The sequence below is a fragment of the Paenibacillus sp. FSL L8-0708 genome (assembly GCF_038009325.1).
GTDB lineage: Bacteria > Bacillota > Bacilli > Paenibacillales > Paenibacillaceae > Paenibacillus_AQ > Paenibacillus_AQ odorifer.
Genome location: NZ_JBBPBC010000002.1, coordinates 37,682 through 55,980 on the forward strand (window position 1 = coordinate 37,682; position 18,299 = coordinate 55,980).

The 18,299-nt window shown below is 36.2% G+C and carries 11 protein-coding genes and 2 pseudogenes; 2 read left to right on the plus strand and 11 right to left on the minus strand.

Annotated features, from left to right (window positions below):
* Positions 1 to 225: 225 nt before the first annotated feature.
* The 11 genes and pseudogenes from NYE58_RS36215 to NYE58_RS36265 form a co-directional block, all read right to left on the minus strand.
* Positions 226 to 549: a hypothetical protein gene (locus NYE58_RS36215; RefSeq protein WP_076179540.1), complete on the minus strand. Its 324-nt coding sequence runs from the start codon at positions 547 to 549 to the stop codon at positions 226 to 228.
* A 13-nt stretch (positions 550 to 562) separates the two neighbouring features.
* Positions 563 to 6,046 carry an RHS repeat domain-containing protein gene (locus tag NYE58_RS36220; RefSeq protein ID WP_076179541.1) on the minus strand — a complete coding sequence of 1,828 codons (5,484 nt, stop codon included), beginning with the start codon at positions 6,044 to 6,046 and terminating at the stop codon, positions 563 to 565.
* 457 nt (positions 6,047 to 6,503) lie between these two features.
* Positions 6,504 to 6,738, minus strand: a pseudogene (locus tag NYE58_RS36225) (hypothetical protein); the annotation flags it as partial.
* Between the two features lie 134 nt (positions 6,739 to 6,872).
* Entirely contained in the window at positions 6,873 to 8,339 is a 1,467-nt protein-coding gene (locus NYE58_RS36230) for a GBS Bsp-like repeat-containing protein (protein ID WP_256715954.1), read from the minus strand.
* A 126-nt stretch (positions 8,340 to 8,465) separates the two neighbouring features.
* Positions 8,466 to 10,496, minus strand: a complete 2,031-nt coding sequence (locus NYE58_RS36235) for a hypothetical protein (RefSeq protein WP_340901330.1) — start codon at positions 10,494 to 10,496, stop codon at positions 8,466 to 8,468.
* Between the two features lie 65 nt (positions 10,497 to 10,561).
* Positions 10,562 to 10,732, minus strand: a pseudogene (locus NYE58_RS36240) (sigma factor-like helix-turn-helix DNA-binding protein); the annotation flags it as partial.
* 740 nt (positions 10,733 to 11,472) lie between these two features.
* Positions 11,473 to 11,940, minus strand: coding sequence for a hypothetical protein (locus NYE58_RS36245; RefSeq protein ID WP_076179544.1), 468 nt, complete (start codon positions 11,938 to 11,940; stop codon positions 11,473 to 11,475).
* Positions 11,937 to 12,929 carry a helix-turn-helix domain-containing protein gene (locus NYE58_RS36250; protein WP_076179545.1) on the minus strand — a complete coding sequence of 331 codons (993 nt, stop codon included), beginning with the start codon at positions 12,927 to 12,929 and terminating at the stop codon, positions 11,937 to 11,939. The genes NYE58_RS36245 and NYE58_RS36250 overlap by 4 nt, the downstream gene beginning before the upstream one ends.
* A gap of 353 nt (positions 12,930 to 13,282) precedes the next feature.
* Positions 13,283 to 13,516, minus strand: coding sequence for a hypothetical protein (locus NYE58_RS36255; protein WP_341004349.1), 234 nt, complete (start codon positions 13,514 to 13,516; stop codon positions 13,283 to 13,285).
* Between the two features lie 66 nt (positions 13,517 to 13,582).
* Positions 13,583 to 14,677 (minus strand): hypothetical protein, encoded by a 1,095-nt coding sequence (locus NYE58_RS36260; RefSeq protein WP_076179547.1) that lies wholly within the window; start codon positions 14,675 to 14,677, stop codon positions 13,583 to 13,585.
* Positions 14,678 to 14,771: 94 nt separating this feature from the next.
* Complete coding sequence (locus NYE58_RS36265) at positions 14,772 to 15,185, minus strand: hypothetical protein (RefSeq protein ID WP_076179548.1); 414 nt, start codon at positions 15,183 to 15,185, stop codon at positions 14,772 to 14,774.
* 558 nt (positions 15,186 to 15,743) lie between these two features.
* Between NYE58_RS36265 and NYE58_RS36270 the strand changes: the two genes are divergently transcribed.
* Entirely contained in the window at positions 15,744 to 16,835 is a 1,092-nt protein-coding gene (locus NYE58_RS36270) for a tyrosine-type recombinase/integrase (protein WP_341004350.1), read from the plus strand.
* Between the two features lie 166 nt (positions 16,836 to 17,001).
* Positions 17,002 to 17,970, plus strand: coding sequence for a copper amine oxidase N-terminal domain-containing protein (locus NYE58_RS36275; RefSeq protein ID WP_341004351.1), 969 nt, complete (start codon positions 17,002 to 17,004; stop codon positions 17,968 to 17,970).
* The last annotated feature ends 329 nt before the right edge of the window (positions 17,971 to 18,299 follow it).

The window sequence follows — 18,299 nt, forward strand, 5'->3', positions numbered from 1 at the left end:
AGCAAGTTCATCGTTAGCAGCTGCCTTAATGTTCGCATTTTCGGCATTTCCTGGGCAAGAACTACCAACTTAGCGGATTGATCTTTAGATTCTCGAGATTCCTTAACTAGCAGTTCCATTTGAAGCATAACCACCTGTTACATTCGGTATTGGGGGCTTGCTACATATTAGAAGACAAAAAGAAACCACATAGAGTTTGTAGACTCGTATGTGGCTTATCTTTAGTTAAAAATCATGGGGATCTGACCATTCAAAATCTTCTTCATTGAATTGTTGTTTGAAATTAAGTAACTCCAACAGATTTTGTATAGTATTTTCCAAAGCTTCAGCAGTTGTGCTACCATATCCAACCCCACACTCGGGAGTTCCATCGAATGCATTCTTAACCATTATGTTGGTATATCCTACAAATTCCCCTTGGGTCCTTTGATACACCTTCACTTTAAATTTCCCATAAGGAGTTTTATAGAGCTCCCATACTTGAAATTCAGCAACACACTTTTCAATTCTAGCAATACCCGCAGATTTAATCAGTTCCCATTCACTCATAAAATTCCCCTTTCTATTTAGTTGCCCCAAATGAGATTATAGTTCCATCAGGCGCAAGATCGATATATTTCCCATTTTTTTTATAGCGAACAACTCCCTCTACTGCACCCTCAACAGGACTTGTCGTAGATCTCCTTAAATTTTGAGCAAACCCCTCAGCTTTATTATAATATGATGCTGCATTTGTTGCTCCTACCTCTTTTCCGTGTTTAATAAAATGATTAATCAAAGAATCTGCATCGGTATCAAAAGATCCTTTGTTCCATAATGAAATATTCTTATTTTCAATATCCCGATATAAACCTTGAAGAGCTTTTGGGTCATTCGGAAACATACCTTGTCCAAGCATAGCTTGAAGAAGGTACGGCTGTTGAATTTGAGTTGTATTTGCATACATCTCGTCAATCTTCTTCTGTCTCTCATTCGCAATCTGATTTTGTTTTTGTTCCCAAGACCAATAGTTCATTTTTTCTGGTTTAAATGGACCTGAGACATCTATATATGTGTTAAGAACACCATTCGTGATGATCGGTGCACCTTTCCAATCCTCATCAAGACCTTTGTAAATACTACTTGAATTACTACATCTGCCTTCATGAGCGTATTTCCCATTACTAGAAACACAATAATTTCCTGTTGGGTCAACATTCGTTAATGGATTATTGTGTACATAAGCATATAGGTTTAACGACAGAGGATTATCATTCTGTCCTTCATACGTATCCTCATTTAAAAATCGCCCTATAGTGGGATCATAATACCGCGCCCGCAGATAGTAAAGCCCCGTTTCTTCGTCATATATTTCCCCAGCGTACTTAAAAGGGTTAGAGATTCCTTCCTTCTGGTTCGTAATGTTCCCCCAAGCGTCATAAGAATACGAATTAACAACGTTCCCATTTGTATCTAAGATTTGTACCACATCACCGTGACCATTGTATAAATAATAATAGTCCTTCGTTGTAGTTGTGGTGACATCCTTTTTAACTAGCAATCGATCTCCCCGTACATAGTTTGCTCTCTGTCCATTACTTTTGGTCTCTGAGATCACCTCTCTATTCCCATTATAGTTATATTGCGTTTTTAGGTTACCGCTCGTTTTTTGATATCTTAACCCATTAGGTAAATAGCTTATTGAAATTGGGGTGTTATTTTTTGTAACGCCTGTTAGTGTGTTATTTAAGTCATAGGTATAGCTTGTATCTGCATATTCAGAAGAGATAGAAGACGTGTCCGAAACAATTTGTCGATTTCCTTGCAGATCATAAGCATAGGTTGTAGTTCCACCTCCATTAGGACGTGTAATACTGTAAATTCTATTTAATTTGTCATATGCATAAATTCTCGTCTTAGTCGTGTCATCAATTAACGTTTCTGTCACTGTAGTTATATTTCCGTTTCTGTCGTAAAGATACGTGTATGAGGAGAGAACTTGTGTGCCTTTTGAATTTTTCATTGTCCATAACTGATTTAAACTATTATACGTATACTCTGTTTTTAATACAGTTCCATCTGCCAAGGTTGGATAGGTAATAGTTTTTACCTGTCCTGTTGGAAAATACTCATAGGTAGCATTCACCGTTGCCGCAGTATTAAGGGTTGAACTTCCGTTTGTTTGAACATTATTTAGTCGCTGCTTACTGTATTGATAATTGACATAAAAGCTACCTATTCCGCTTTGTGTACCTGTCAACCTCGTGGTTCGATTTGCTTTATCATAGGCATAAGCTGTCGAAGCCGAGTAGTCTGCTGTATTTGAAGAGAGTAATGTTGTTACTCTTTTCAAATTATCTATAGTTTCTGTTTGCAAGGATACCTTTGTCCCATTTAGATAAAGTTCATTGGTGTCATTTTTGATTCCACTACTCCCAAAGATACTCTTATTTTGCTGTGTATTCCCTCCAGTTCCCGTGAGCAAAGAATTTACTACCTGATTTCTTCCATCATATTGATAATTAAAAACAGTACCATTGCGATCAGTTTTTTGTGCAAGCAATCCTAGTTGATTATAGGATTGGTTTTCGCTGAGCGACGCGGCATCTTTCTTGTTATAGAGTAATCCCAATTCATTATTCGCTTTACTCTTTAGGGTGACCACTGGCCCATTAATACCATTTTGCATGGTTGTATTTATGACCTGTCCGCTGCGATCGTATTGGTACCTGGTAATTTGATTCATCGAATCTTTTACAGAATTTAAGCGATTCAATTTATCATACGTATACTTCGTTGTCACTCCCTCATTGTTTTTGTTGTTGTTCGGATCTGTATAGGTCAATACATTACCTACAATATCATAACTATACTCTTCGGAAATCTTACTAGGCACCTCTTTATTGGGCCAGTCTTTATAAGTTACGTTGGAGAGTAATTGACCCCATTGATCATAATTTTGTTCTAAATAACTGCTCTTTAGTATGTCACCGTTCGTTCTACGATAAGTTTCAACTCCAGAAGCCGCCACTGTGTATTTGGTCTCTTTACGAAGATTCAAATTATACTCACTAATGTACAAATTACCATAAGTATCTTCAACTTCATTTTGCTGACCCCACGCATTATACTTTGCGGTAGTTACGTTCTCTACAGGATCTTTTACATAAATGGCTCTGGCTAAATCATCCACATGGTATTCGGTTTTCGCCCCTGTATCCACTGTTTCTTCTAGTCTCAGGAGACCTAAGCCATCGTAATACTGATTTTGATTGGATAAATACGTGATCGCTCCATTTGACTTCTGAGTGTATTTCCGCTTGGAATTGATCTGAAGCATAAAAACCCATTGATTTTCTGAATCAAATAATGAATTAAACATATCATTTTTGTAGTTATATTGATCTTCAACATCATACTTTTCTCCGTTTAGATTGGTTATTGTTGGATAGGAAATGGTTTTGACCCTACCTAATAGATCATAGGTGTACTTCGTTGACTTACCATCTATATCAGTTTCTTCTTTCAGTGCACCTGAGCTCATATCATATATCATCTTTTTTTGGATGAAAGAAGGCGTTGCCTGACCACTAGTGGAAATGTTAGTGAAATTGTTAGTTATTTCAGTGGGGTAAGCATAATTGCTCTCAGGTCCATAAACCGTTGTCGCTCTAGATACTAGACCATTTTCTATGGATTTCTCTTCAATAATTTTACTGATTTTCCCTGCATCACCAGGTACTGATTCATAGGTATAATTGGTTATTTCAGTTTTAGGATTTGTATAGCTTTTTATTCGACCGTTATCATAGTATTCATAATTTTCAGTGACATAAGTGGAATCGTTCTGGTACCAAGATTTTGACTTTATAAAATGATAGTTAGGTTCATAGTCTAATGACGTCGTATATTTACTTTTAGTATTGGAGTCGTTGATTTGACTTAATGTTAAGGGTTGAGTCTGACTCTGAACTGCTCCCCAGTCGGTATATGTGATATCTGAATACAAGGTATTTGCAGTGCTGTCATTGTCACCAACTGCAAAGTTTGCGCTAGTTGTGCGTGTCGGTAAATATTTGAATAATGAATGAAATGCTTTATTACGTGCCTCTTTTCGTTCACCATTTGGCGCTTGCGTTATGGTAGCTATATTCTGCTGTAGTCCATTAAAGTGTGTAGTTGTTGACAATCCATTGGATGCTGAAGTGCTCTGCACTGTAGAGGTAGATGAAAATCCATATGTTTCAGGTAAATTATTTGGATCAGAATAAGTAGAGTATCCCGTGTAATCCCCCAAATACGTATAATTGACCTGATTATACGTGGTTTTCAATATATCGTTTCTTGATTTTATGCGAAACTCTTCTCCGAAGCCGTAGACACCCAGATTTCTCGTAACTAGTTCATATTGGTAATTAGTAGTTGAGATAGGATAATGGACTCCTTTTAATCTGTAATAACTATTAAAACCTGTACTTGGTTCTTTTTGGTCATAGTGGAATTTCGCAGTTACACTATCATATTCAAACCATGTTTCTTTACTTATTTGGTCTGTTATCTTCCATAAATAAGGTGCATATCCATCTGGAGTACCATTAAAAGTATTTGCGCTTCTCATTTTAGTCAAGGTAACCTTTTGCGCTTCAGTTCCATTGGTATTAAGAACACGTATAACAATTTTTTCTCCATAAAACGTATCCGTTGTATTTAGATTACTTTCATAATTGAATGTTACTATTCTCCCCAAGCTATCTGTAATGGCAGAGATAACTTTATTAGTTTGTCCATCATAGGTTAGTCGATCTATATGTTCGAACTTAATAGTATTTCCAAATCGGTCGACAATTCCTAACAAGCGACCATCGCTAGCAAAGTACTCTCGCTTTTTATCGCTGTATTGTAAATAGTAAGCTGAACTTGTTAGACCATTACTAAATGTTCCATTATCTTGAATGAATTGCATGTCTTTTCCTTGATATCCTACTAAATGTGTATAGTTGCTTAAAGAATCACTTCCGTTAAAATCAACCCGGTACACAGCCCCTTGTCCATCATGGTAGTATATATAGCCGTCGGCTAACTGAACGGAAGGAAATTGAAAGGACCAACCCATGCCTAAATCATAGCGCGAAATTAGATAATTATATTTTTTGATTTGCCCATAAGATTCATAGTCTCTCATGTACGAAAATGACTGATTGGAATTGTACATTAGTCCTATATTAAGATCCAAACCATCTCTTCCGGGCAGACTGATTTCATTTTCTCTCCATGTTAAAGATCCAGAAGCAGGGTCAATCAATTCACTAGAAGCATTTCTATCTGAATATTGTTGCTTGTTAGTTTGATTAATTTGTTGTTGAGTTGCTAACCCATAAAACACACTGTTGACAATGGAATCAAAACTAGTTATCAACTGATTTCCTGATTTTTTTTCGAGTTGACCTTTAAGTATTGTTTTGTCATATACATCATCCGTAACCGTTAGTGGATTCAAAGAGAACTCAGTTGCAAGAGCATCCTGATATACTGTATCTTCAACCGAGGACGGTAAATCGAAAACATTATTTCGTATTTGGATCTCAATGTCTTCCCAAGGCTTCTCCCCATTTTTTTTAAATTCCAGTATATCCATTGGAGATAGAGTGGACTCTTTAACAATTAAATTAATCCAATAAACATCAACTATACTTGCTCCAGCCAAAACGAGTTTTTCAATTTCTTCCTTTTTTAAATCATCAACTCTATTAGGAGTAAAGGTAAGATCTTGTCTATATCCCTTCAGGGTCTTTCTTTGAATTGACAATGCCTTTATTTCTGCTAATTCTTTTGGTATTTGAGAATCATAAACAGCACTGGCCGCTGAAACAATATCTTTTGGGGCTGGTATTGTAAATTCAGTATTATTTTGTTCCGTATTTTCATCAGACAAACTTGTTAATTCAGTACTATCACTGATTGTGTTTACTTGATTTCCAGCTGCTACATTTATCTGGTAATTAGGTAAGAGTACTATTATACATAATATAATAATTAATAGCCTCTGAATTACTGGGTTATTTCTCAATTCTAATTCCTCCTTAAGTTTGTTTAACATTCAAAAAAATAAAAATTCAAATCTAAAAAACGCCTCAAATCCATAATTAGTGCTAACCTGTTTCCGGGTCGAAAGCTGGACAACTTGCTGGTGTTTTGACTACCAAATCTAATACCTTACCTTGCCCATTATTTGCTATGGCGCTTAAAGTGCATGCGCACTCGTGTGGCGGTCGCTTTTGCTGGAGATGTTACATTTCCGACAACCGTTAGGCTCCTCCCTCATGAATTTCTCAGAACAAGTAATAGTTATCCTGATCCGGTCGTAAATGTTATGTTCTTAATCTCTTTGGTAGCTTGAGCATTCATTCCAACTAGTCCAACCTTTAAATTCAGTATTATCGATGCCACGGGCAGACAAATAAAAATAATGGTTGTTATCCGTTGGCTGCATATCAATGGATTTATAAGCAAAACTTAATGTAAAATTCGTTACTTTCCTTATCCATTCCGATCGGATTGTGTAAGGATACGTCATTGTTGGTCTTTTCAATGAGCGAAGGTGCATTAAAGTTTCATTTTCTATACGACGAGGAGCAAAATATCTAATTTTGTTCCTTAGCATGGTCTATGACTTTCAATAGCTTTGATTAAATCAATCGTCTCAATGAAGATCGAATCATCCATGTCTTCACCTGTATTGTTGAATTTTTTGAGGTTGTGGACACGATAAAACTCTAAACTGCCACGTTCGCTTTCATCCCATAATATTTTCCCACCTTCCATTGATGTAAAATCACTTCTATTCAACCTTGGAATAAATCCCTATCTCATAAATATCTTTTTTTGAATTCTCTTTATTTCTTCACATTCACTACAACCCCTGCAATGTTTAGACTATTTCCGTATGAATCATGGCTGTAAATATGAGTAACATATGACCCTCCCTCATTGTTATGTGCACTAAAAGGAATTCGGATTCTCCATGAATCTTTGCTCATTCGTTCTCCTTTACCCCATACTAAATCGTCTTGCTCATTATTTATTGTCCAGGTTGGGAATTCAACTTCGATAACATTTGAAGGAATACCCTCAACCAGAATCTCATAGGAACCACCACTACTAAAATATATTTCTTGCGGTGCTTTTACCTTCAATTCCTGTTTCACTTCAAATTCCCATGAACCACTAAGTTTGCCATCTGCATAGACGTGAGTAATATATTTACCTATTTCTGAATTATGTTTGGAATAGACAATTGTACCTTTCCAGACCCCGTTTGCAACCTTAACACCCTCAATCCACTCAATATCATCTTGTCCTAGATTAGCGGTCCAGCTTGGAAAGCGTACCTCCTGTACTGTGCTATCAAGTCCATATATGAATACATCATATGAAACACCGGAAATGTCCGTTTCTTTTGCGCCTCCAGTACCACCTTCTACATTAACTGAAGTCCCTCCTAGCAAAGTCATAGTGCCGTATTTATCAAAAGAGTAGAAATGAGTAATATAATTGCCCTTCTCAAAGTTATGTTTGCTGAAGAGTACCCGTATTTTCCATGTAGTATCATTTACCTTTTCTCCAATAATCCATGGATTTACCAGGTCATCTTGCCACTCGTTCTCCGTCCATGTAGGAAATCGAACCTCTCTAACATTTCTTGCTATGCCTTCTACATACACTTCATAAAATCCATCCACTAATGAAGCTTCTTGTGGGGCGATGGTTTTTACGGTTTCCTTTACCTGTGCTAATAAATCTGTTACAAGTTTTCCGTCTGCATAGACATGTGTAGTGTATGTACCTATTTGTCCGGTATGTCTAGCAAAAACAACTGTACCTTTCCAGACCCCCTTAGTAATTTTCTCACCAACAATCCATTCTGCTTGTGTATCTAGTTCGTTCCATGTTGGAAAATGTACTTGTTGAATATTCTCAGGGACACCTTTGATATAAATATCGTAAGATACTGCTGAGGAACTAAATAGATAAGGTTTTGCCGAATACCCTTTAATTTGCTTGAGTAAATTTCCATTTCCATCAAAAGAATAATTAATCATAGAATTATCTGACATAATCTTGGTTTCTAACCTACCCTGATTATAAATATACACATTCTCATTTTGAGAAGTTCCTGGCATATCCACCAAAATATAATTAGTGCTTACTTCCTGAGCTGAGGCTATTGAAATGTGGGTAAATGCTAGACAGACAAAAAGACTACTCATTAGAAAAATACTATGTATGTACAATAGGTGGTGTTTTATCGCACAAACAAGAGATCTGCCGAACAATAAATTTTCATAGTGTACACTTTTCATAGGATCATCTCCTTCCTCTTCTCATAAATTTTCAGTTCATATATCCGCAAATCTCTTACAACACGTTCCATTTAGATGACATCTTTTTTGCCTGACATTTATCAAATATAACTGCTCTAACCCTTATCAACTCTTTTTAAAGGTAACATTATCAACTACAAATGTGGCTCCAGATGAAGAATCTATGTGAAAATGAACTCTCGCTGTCACAGCCCCCACTGGCGGCTTTAATGTTTCTCTCACAGTTGTCCATATGTTTAAAGCTTTTACATCTGCCAATGTCACTCCGCTGATCAACCTTCCGGATACATCGTAATAATTTACGATGGACTTTACTTTTCCGCTTGGCAAGTTGATTATATTAATCAGACCGCTCAGAGTATACGATGATTCAGCAATTACAGCTACTTCTTGATATATTCCGCCTACGCCGGTCATTACTATTTTTTGGGCTTGAGTCCCAGAAGCTACGGTTGAGGTTGTCAATTGATAATCTCCATAGGCTCCATATTTCCCCCATCCATCTGCAACACCACCGATTTGAGAAGCCTCAAAATCCCCGTTTGCCAGCATACTTCCATCTGTACTTTTCTTGAAATTAACCATATCTACTACAAATGTACCTCCAGATGAGGATGCTATGTGAACATGAATTCTAGCTATCACGGCTCCTATTGGGGTATTAATAGTGCCACCCACGGTTGTCCATACGTTTAAAGCACTTATTTCTGACAATGTCACTCCACTGATTGCTTTTCCCGAACGATCGAAATAATCAACAATTAGCTGTACCGCGCCATTTTGCAGACTACTTATGTTTATGCGGCCATTTAAGTCATACAAAGTATTCCCACTCACAGCTATATCTTGATATAAGCCCCCAGAACCAGTCATCGTAAGTCTTTGGGATTGTTTACCCGAGGTTACTGTCGAACTTATAAGTTGATATACTCCTGAAGCTCCGTATTTTCCCCATCCATCTGCAACACCACCGATTTGGGACGCTTCAAAATCCCCATTTGCCACCATATTACCGTCGATACTTTTTTTCATGGATACCATATCTACCAATACTGTGCCTCCAGATGAAGAGGTCACTTGAATATGAATTCGTGCTATTCGAGCTCCTACTGGCGTCTCTATTGTTCCACCAGTGGTAGTCCATGTGTTGAGCACACTTACTTCCGCTAGATCCTCCCCACCGAGCGTTTTTCCAGATATATCAAAATAATTGACGATCAGTTGAACCTTTCCATTCGACAAGCTGCTTATATTTATTCGACCATTCAAGTCATACAGAGTATTCCCACTCACGGCTATATCCTGATACAACCCTCCTATGTTAGTCATCGTAAGCTTTTGAGACTGAGCTCCAGAAGTCACATTTGAGGATATGAGTTGATATTCACCAAAAGCCCCGTATTTCCCCCAGCCATCCCCCACGCCATTCATTTGAGATGACTCAAAATCTCCGTTTGCTAGCAAATTACCGTATGTACTCTTCTGCATTGAAACCATATCTATCAACAATGTACCTCCAGATGAAGAGGCCAAGTGAAAATGTATCCTTGCCATAATCGTTTCCTTTGGCGTTCTTATTGCTCCTCCAATGGTTGTCCATACGTTCTGTACACCTATTTCTGTGAGAGTCTCTCCACTAATTAAATTACCTGAAACATTATAATAATCAACCCTCAGCATCACCGTTCCATTCAGCATATTACTTAGGTATATTTGGCCATTTAACTCATACGATGTATCCTCACTTACCTGTATATCCTGATACAATCCTCCTACACCGTTGGTTATTATCTTTTGAGACTGTTTACCACTTGCCACTGTAATCACTTCTATTTCACCTTTTGGTTGTTGAAAACCCGGTCCGGAATACGTGTTCCAGTAATTCGCAGTAGCACTGCTCGTGTCAGATATTTCAAAACTCCCATTTCTTATTAAATTGCCATTCGATTTTTTTCTCATTAAATTCCCATTTGAATCATAATAAAAATCGACAGCATTATTAAATGATTTCACTGATTCTAATCGACCATTTTTGTCATAAAAATATTCATTCGCATAGGTTTTTTGTGGAAAATCACTGATAATAACAAATAAGAAAATAAGCAATGTGATTTTTTTCAGTACTCTCAGCTCCAAAATTATAAAATTATGAATTGTTATCAAAAGAGTTTATTCTAAATTTTCAAAAAAAGTGGTCTCTGTCATTGTAATACTGTGGGACAAAACATCTTTAAGTTAATCAAACATTGTCGGAAACTAATAGCATAATAAATCTCATGATACAGCTTCATGAGCGCCCGTTTCTCAATCCGCGACACATAACTGCGGCTGATTTCCAACTTTCTCAAAATCTCGCCCTGCATCCTCTCTTCCACACGTTGTCAAAACTATTGCGGAAAAAAAAGTGAATCATTTGAGGAAAACCTATTCGAATACGAACTTTTTTCCGGGTTCTGGGACAATTACTAATAGTACATCAAAAGTAGCGACTGGAATCTATCCCGAATATCATACTAAGGAAAGTGCCCCACCTGCGTGTATTCCCCAAATCAAATAAAAGTTTTCTTTAGATCCTGTTGTAAAACTGATTGGTTTAATCTCTTACTTCCAGATCCATCATCCTAAGTCGTCATACTCATGTCTTCTCTGCCATCGCTGCTACGTGCCAGAAAATAAAAAAAGAGATTACTATCTGACGACGGCTTGTAATTACCTCCATTAAATGTGCCTGACTCAAACGATTCGATCGTTACTTTCTGCTAAGATCTCACTAGAGGGAAACACTAAGGTTATAACCAGTACAACAGTAACCAACAATGTGAAATAAACCACTTTTTAATCAATGTACCACTCGTTTATATTAACTCCTTCTCTAAAAACCACTTAAAATTGTTGATCCCTCTCAATTCAGTAGATAGTTATACTATGCAGATAAATCATACGACAATCTTCTATATTATGGAATAGTGGTATTTTGTCGGAAATTAAATTAATTTGTAGAAATCAAAAAGTATCAGTCCTCTACTTATACATTAGTTCTTCTTTATTCAGCTGGTGGTATTTCTGCTAATATCGTTCGACCTATTCAATAAATCAAATCAAGTCAACATCTTCAGGAAATTCTAGTAATTCCAATCCAGAAATCAGAAGCATCACAAGTTTCATCAACTTTTAGAGTCGCAGCAATGATACTTTCTGCAGAGCCGCTCCAGGAAAAATCTTTATACTGTAGCTCAAATTCATCATCTTTTATTGAACAATTTATATAGATATCTAATTTAATCCTGCTTAATTCAAAAGTAATAACTTCTAAAGCAATTTGAATAGATTCTTCCTTCATTTGAACTAACTCTTGTCTCAATGACCTCAACTTAGTTAGATCAAACGTCACCCCTCGTTTCGTGGGTAAGGCATAATACATAGGATTGTGGCCAACCTCACGACTTAGTGTATTAACTATCGGATTATCACCAATATCTCCTGCCATACGATACTCAGGATTGCTTACTTGTAAATCGGATACAAGTTCATCCAGCAAGCTGATCAGATATATGTTGTATGAAACTCTTATTTGTATCACACGTCTTCTCCCCTTTCATAGTTATTAAAATGATCTTCGAGCCATTCCTGGATTGTCATGCCTTTTTCAGCCGCTTGTTTTAATATCAAGGATTTCCGACTTTCCTGAAGGTAGAACGTTATCGGTGAAAAGCACGTGTTAATGACCGTATCTTCCCCTTCAGATATGATTTCTCCGGATCTAATATACAATTTAAGCTTATCTATGAAGTCTGGATACGTTAAAGGGGAAATACCTTTCAACACACATTTTTTCACTTCCACTACTAGAGAAGCTTCTTCTTTTGAAATACGCATATTAGCAGCCCCTACATGCTGATAGAATTGCTCAATTATCGTATAAATCATGGAATCTAAAAAAGTAGGAATGGGGAAATTGAAACAAGCATACCCATACGCGCTATTAGTTTCTTTGCGTTCTAATTGAATAAGCGGCTTCCATGTAGCGATCGCTTCCTCATATGAGATTTCCTTTCCACCTTCGTCTATCATTTTAGCCTTTATTTTCATAGGACTTATCCGCTCCATTTCCATAATTCGAGCGATCCTACCGTTTTCTTTGTTTAAGTAGGGCTGGAACAAGAATGCACCTGTTTTTTTATCATAAAGGGTATTAGACTTTACGTTAGAGGGTTTGCTCTGTTCATACTCTAGAAGATCCTCTTCCTTTATAAAGAATGTATTCTTTCCTCGAAAATATGCTTCGTAATACGACAGCTCACCGTTTCTCATCAGATTTTGAAGAAAAGTTTTGGATCTACCTATACGTGCAGCAGCTTGAGTTGTAGTGAGATCTTTACTTATATATAAAGGTTTTATCCGCTCCACATCTTCTTTGCGAAAACGGTAACCTCCTTCACCCCGATAAGACTCTGGATTAACCGGTTCAAGCTTCTTTAATGGATCAGGATGATCAATTAATTTATATACAGTGGACAAGGTTACTTTAAGTTCTTCGGCCACTTGATTGATATTTAAATATTCTCCCATTAATTCGACTCCTCTTCTCTTATTGCATATCTTATACTTACAAATTCCATCTGAAGAAGAGAGTGGCGATCTAGGACACCTTCAAACGCCAATCTCACGTTACAGCTGATGGGTTAATATTTGTATTTCTGCCTAAGCGTTTTAATATTATTGGAATTGGGTTCATTATATTAATCCAGCTTCTTCGTTCAATAGTACTGCATCTGGGAACATCATCTTGTACATTTCAAATTCTTCGGCATACTCTGGTAGTAACAGTACTAGATTGTTATTCTCGATCAACACATGAACTGCTTTTTTTGCCAGTTCTATTGTCTCTTCAGAATCTGCTAGAAATAATGCGGAAATTCCAACTACTCCTTTTCGAGTGCGATGATATGCACCATCATTCCAAAGGTCAACTCCTTGATTCCTGATAGGTCCGTCATACCAATATGGCTTGGCTTTTTAACGGTACTCAGTCCGTGTATGTATGCCTGCTTTGCGAAGTTATTTAAAAATTTGTCACGATTCTTAAAATTGGTTTTTACAGGATTAACAATAGCAAAAAAAGATGAAGTGGTGATGATTTGGTCTCCAAATCTCAACGGTTTACCCTGTTTCCTAAATATCTTTCTATACACTCCGCACACTTCCATTTCATATTGAATTAGTTACAAATTTCTTTGTTTATGCCACTTTCCATAATGAGACCCTGACCAAGAAAGTGAATGCAGCTCCACGGGGAAATTCGATAGACTAATACTTTCACGAAGTTCAAAATGATTGAAAATATCTTTAACTACATGATCTGTTGTTCGGTTTTTTGAAAATATATCACTATTAATCGCAGAGCTCACCAGAGAAAATTCGTTCATCTTAGCACTACGTGAAAATTGTTGATCTGATGAGAAAAGATTGCCCTCATGATTCATAAAATCAAACTTTATATTTAGTTGATGATCTAACAGTAGCTCTTCTTCTATTCTCCAGCGCAAAAGAATTTCTAATTCTTCAGGAAATGTTTCTTTACTAGCAATAATCGGATAAAATCCAAAAGAACTCTTCTTACGACCCTTTTTTAAACCTGCACATTTGTTTGGAAAAGGGCTTGATATTACAAGGTTTTCAGGAGTGTCTATACCTTGTATTTCCAACGTTACTTTCTTTCCTTGCAACTCACAAGGTACATATAGTTTAGGTGCTAAATGGAACATATAATAGCTGTTCGGGACGTCCGATGCGCCTGCAAATTCATTTAACAAGTGTGAATGGTATTCCCTAGATATATGACCTCTAGTATCAACTTTTTGGATGTAATTAGAATAAACCTTATCTAAGGTATAATTATTTTTGTATAGCTTCATTATAGTAATTATCGGTGGGGCTGGAGATTTTGCTTTTTCAAATAGTCTATTAACCTCTATAGCGAATGATTTATATTGCTCTGAGAATCCATCTGTCCAATATACAGCAAGCTCTAACAGTCCCTCTTCAGTCATGGTGAATATACGTTGATCGTCTTGCCATCCTATAATAGTGAGATACCCTTTTTGTAAAGCCTCTTCGATCAGGTCGGAAACTCGTTTGTTCTTCTTATCTTTGAAGATGTTAAGCCCTTGAGAATAGATTTCTTTATTACTCTTGTCTTTTCTTTCTCGTTTCGCACGTTCTAAAATCGTCTGGATAATAAATGATTCCGTTAATTTAAAACCGAATGGATGAAGGTTAGATAGAAAATAGAGCATTGTACTAGTCTCACGTTCCATTTTTAGCACCTCTCTAAATATAGATGGTAAAGTCCTTCATTTTACTTACTAAAAACCTCGTCTTGTTTGCTGACTCTCGAAAAGTAATACTATTCTAGGCGCTGCTAGCTTCAGGTTGAATAACGCCATCCAACATATCAAGATTCATCTGATAATAAACTGAGAGGGCTAGGGAACGGTCAAACCAAAAATCCAGAACTCTCTTAAGCGGATAACCTACAAAAGAATGCTCTTTGCGATCGATCCGGATATCAAGATCTAATAAATCATCCCCTGTATATGGCCCCCAGAATGCTCCAGGTACATTTCGTACAAAGACTTCACCAAGATAAACACCATAGCTAATTATCGTTGATAACATTGGTTCATTTCCTATTGGATATACTCTATTAATCTCAGTTTCAATTACTTTGAGACTTTCCGGTTTGAAATCGCAAACAACACCCAATGATAACTCTATTGCTGAAACTAGGAGCGGCATAGGTTCCAAACACCCTTTACTATCCATTAAGATTCTCTCCATTCTCTTTATGTAATACAGACTTTCTCCTCTGCAGATATGCCTTTATCCACCAAACAGATCCAATCACATAAATTGGGATTACAATGAGTATGGTGATGATTGTAAAGAACACACCTTCAAAATGGAGATCTTTCTCAGTGCTAGGTGGATCGAATACTAAAAACATTACGTAAATGAGAGAACCAACAGAAAAACTGATTCCAACGTTTCTATATGACTTTTTAAATGCAGTTAAGATCAATAGCACCTGAATCAATAAAATAAGGATTAGCAGTTTAGGTTCCCCTCTCAATTATTTCGATTCTTTATCTAATATATATAATACTATATTAGTATATTAATTAAATAGTTTATCGTCATTTTCATTAAATATACTTTTAGATTTCACTAATATAATTAATAATGTTCGATTTTATTAGTTAATCAAAAAGAATAGACCATTATTTTCGATTGTAGATTAATTCTAGATTTCTTATATAATAATGTTATCGAAAAATATATTCGTTTCATTTTTTTAAACTTTACTATTGGAGTGAGACATAAATGAATAGCTTAAGCACCGAATATCTAATTTTAACTTCTAATGGTAATAATTTGAATAATATGGATTCTCCCTCTACTCGCGACCTACTTCTGGATGATTCTTCCTATTCGAGACTCATGTCCTATGCCTCTCAGCGAGAAGATGAAAAGGGAAACTACGACTATGAAAAAATTTCTAATTACGGGATGCTTTATCTCTTTATTCATCTAAAAGGTACAAATCGCAATCAAAATACTAAAAAGGATTATATTAGAGAAATCCTCAACCTTATGTCATTTAGTGCTGCTATTGGAAAGATGGATATCCGTGATTTATCCCGCTCCGATATTGAGAACTTTCAGGATTTGATGGAACGCAAATATGAAAAGACTACAACTAGAGCAAAGAAAATAGGAATTGTTCAGAGTTTCTTGGATTGGTGTTACGAGGAAGAGTACATAAGTAAAAAGTTATCTCGGGGCCTAACTACTGTAAGAATCAATAAAGAAGAAATCCCAATGCGTGAATTCGATGATGAGGTTCTGAAGAACGCAATAATGTATTACAATGATCAGCCGAAAATAAAGTCTCTTCTACTATTGTTAGCGACAACCGGATTACGTTTAAACGAGGTCCGAGTACCATCCTGGGGAGCTTTGTCTTTTGATAGTAAGCGGGATCGCTACTATCTTAGGACACTTACTAAGCGTGGAAAGATTAGACATGCAAACATTAAAGATTACGTTTTAGAAGAATTAATAGAGTATCGAAAACGACTAGGACTAAGTAGCGAACTTGATCCAACAGATCAAACTCCCTTTTATCCGAACAGATATGGTAAGCATTATTCATTAAGCAGTTTGTCATCTTCATTATCGAAAAAGATGGACGCGGCTTCTCTTACTACAACTCTTAATCAGCGTGCCACTCCCCATTACTTACGTCATTTTTTTGCACAAACTGCTTATGCTGCAGGAGCACCTATAAGCCACATTGCGGAGACTCTTGGGCATACACTCGATCGTACTACTAAGGTCAATTATCTCCGTAATTCACTTAAGAAGGAGCATGATGTAAGTGAGGTTGTAGATATTCATTTGCCGAAGATGTGATGCGTTGTACGCTATAATAGAGCAAGATATTTTGCACACACTCAAAAAAATTTTCTCATTTCATAAATAAGCTACTTTTAGACCACTAACTATATATTCCACTGATTCTATAGACTCATAATAAAGACCATGATAATATTATGGAAAATATGGAAAGAGTGATTTCATGAAAAAAATGATTTTAGGTTTGATTTCTTTAATAATGATTTTTTGTTCATTTAATGTTGTTGTGTCAGCCGATTCAAGTAGAAAAATAATTTTCGTTAATGATAAGAGGGTAGTATTTGATAAAGATCCAGTTTATGAAAACGGTACGCTTCTTGTACAGACTGGACCACTATTGAAAGCACTTGCCTTAGTAACTACCTACGATAAAAACACTAAAACAACTAAGATAACTAATCCGCAAACCAATACTTCTTTCTCTTTTACTTTGGGTAGCAAAACAGGTTATATAAATGGAAGTAAGACTGCATTAACTATTGCACCAAAAATAATTGATGGTTACACATTTGTTCCCCTGAAATTTATAACCACAGCAAGTAACAATAATTTCGTTCTAGATAATAATGCTAGCAGGATATACATAGGACCCTTTTACTATAACACCAAAGATCCTTACAAAGAAATTGAGTGGGGAAGAAATATATTAGATGTTAAAAAAGCTGAAAATAAAACCTTATTGGGAACACAAACTGGTACGAATGGCGCAAAAACGCTTATGTATAGGGTTTATCTCGGGAATGATGAGTTACCAGCTCAACTGTGGTACATGCATGACTCCAGCGGAAAGTTAGAGAATATGTTTTATGTTACAGAAGGTGATCAATACCCAGGTGATCAATATACTCTTTATAATCAAATAGTTTCCGATATGAATGAAACGTTTAAGCCCACTACTGACTATTATGCTGACGACCAGCTTTGGAAAGGTGACTATACAGAAGAAATCTATGATGATTTATATGGTAATGACTATGATACTAAAATAGGTACTGCATTGCTTCAAAAAGACCTAGTATTAATAACTAATTTTGAATATAGAGATGTCTCCATATCTGTACAATTAAAAAATTCAGGTTCAATTGTTAAACCTGATTTCACAGTTACTATATACTATGATATTACACAATAAAATGACCAAACCTACCTCCTGGTGGGTTTTTCTATACCCAAAATTCTCAATATAAAGGAGTAAATTAAAATGAAGCCGGGCGGGACGTTCGCTACAGGCGGGGGGGCCTGCTATTGCAGTATAAGCTACAGTACCCTGTACAAATAGTCTAATACTTTATTTATTAGTTTTTACTCTTTCACGCAATTATGCTTTGGATCGGTCTAATACTTATTTCTTTCCTTCTGACAATTTTCAAAACTTAAAATCCATAAAATCAACAATTTCAGTCTATGACTTTATTTTCTCTCTAACTAAGAGACATATATTTATAGGGGTTACTGTAATTT

Coding starts and splice junctions, on each gene's coding strand:
- NYE58_RS36215 (WP_076179540.1), bottom strand. CDS start 549: ATGAGTGAATGGGAACTGATTAAATCTGCGGGTATTGCTAGAATTGAA.
- NYE58_RS36230 (WP_256715954.1), bottom strand. CDS start 8,339: ATGAAAAGTGTACACTATGAAAATTTATTGTTCGGCAGATCTCTTGTT.
- NYE58_RS36250 (WP_076179545.1), bottom strand. CDS start 12,929: ATGGGAGAATATTTAAATATCAATCAAGTGGCCGAAGAACTTAAAGTA.
- NYE58_RS36260 (WP_076179547.1), bottom strand. CDS start 14,677: ATGGAACGTGAGACTAGTACAATGCTCTATTTTCTATCTAACCTTCAT.
- NYE58_RS36265 (WP_076179548.1), bottom strand. CDS start 15,185: ATGGATAGTAAAGGGTGTTTGGAACCTATGCCGCTCCTAGTTTCAGCA.
- NYE58_RS36270 (WP_341004350.1), top strand. CDS start 15,744: ATGAATAGCTTAAGCACCGAATATCTAATTTTAACTTCTAATGGTAAT.
- NYE58_RS36275 (WP_341004351.1), top strand. CDS start 17,002: ATGAAAAAAATGATTTTAGGTTTGATTTCTTTAATAATGATTTTTTGT.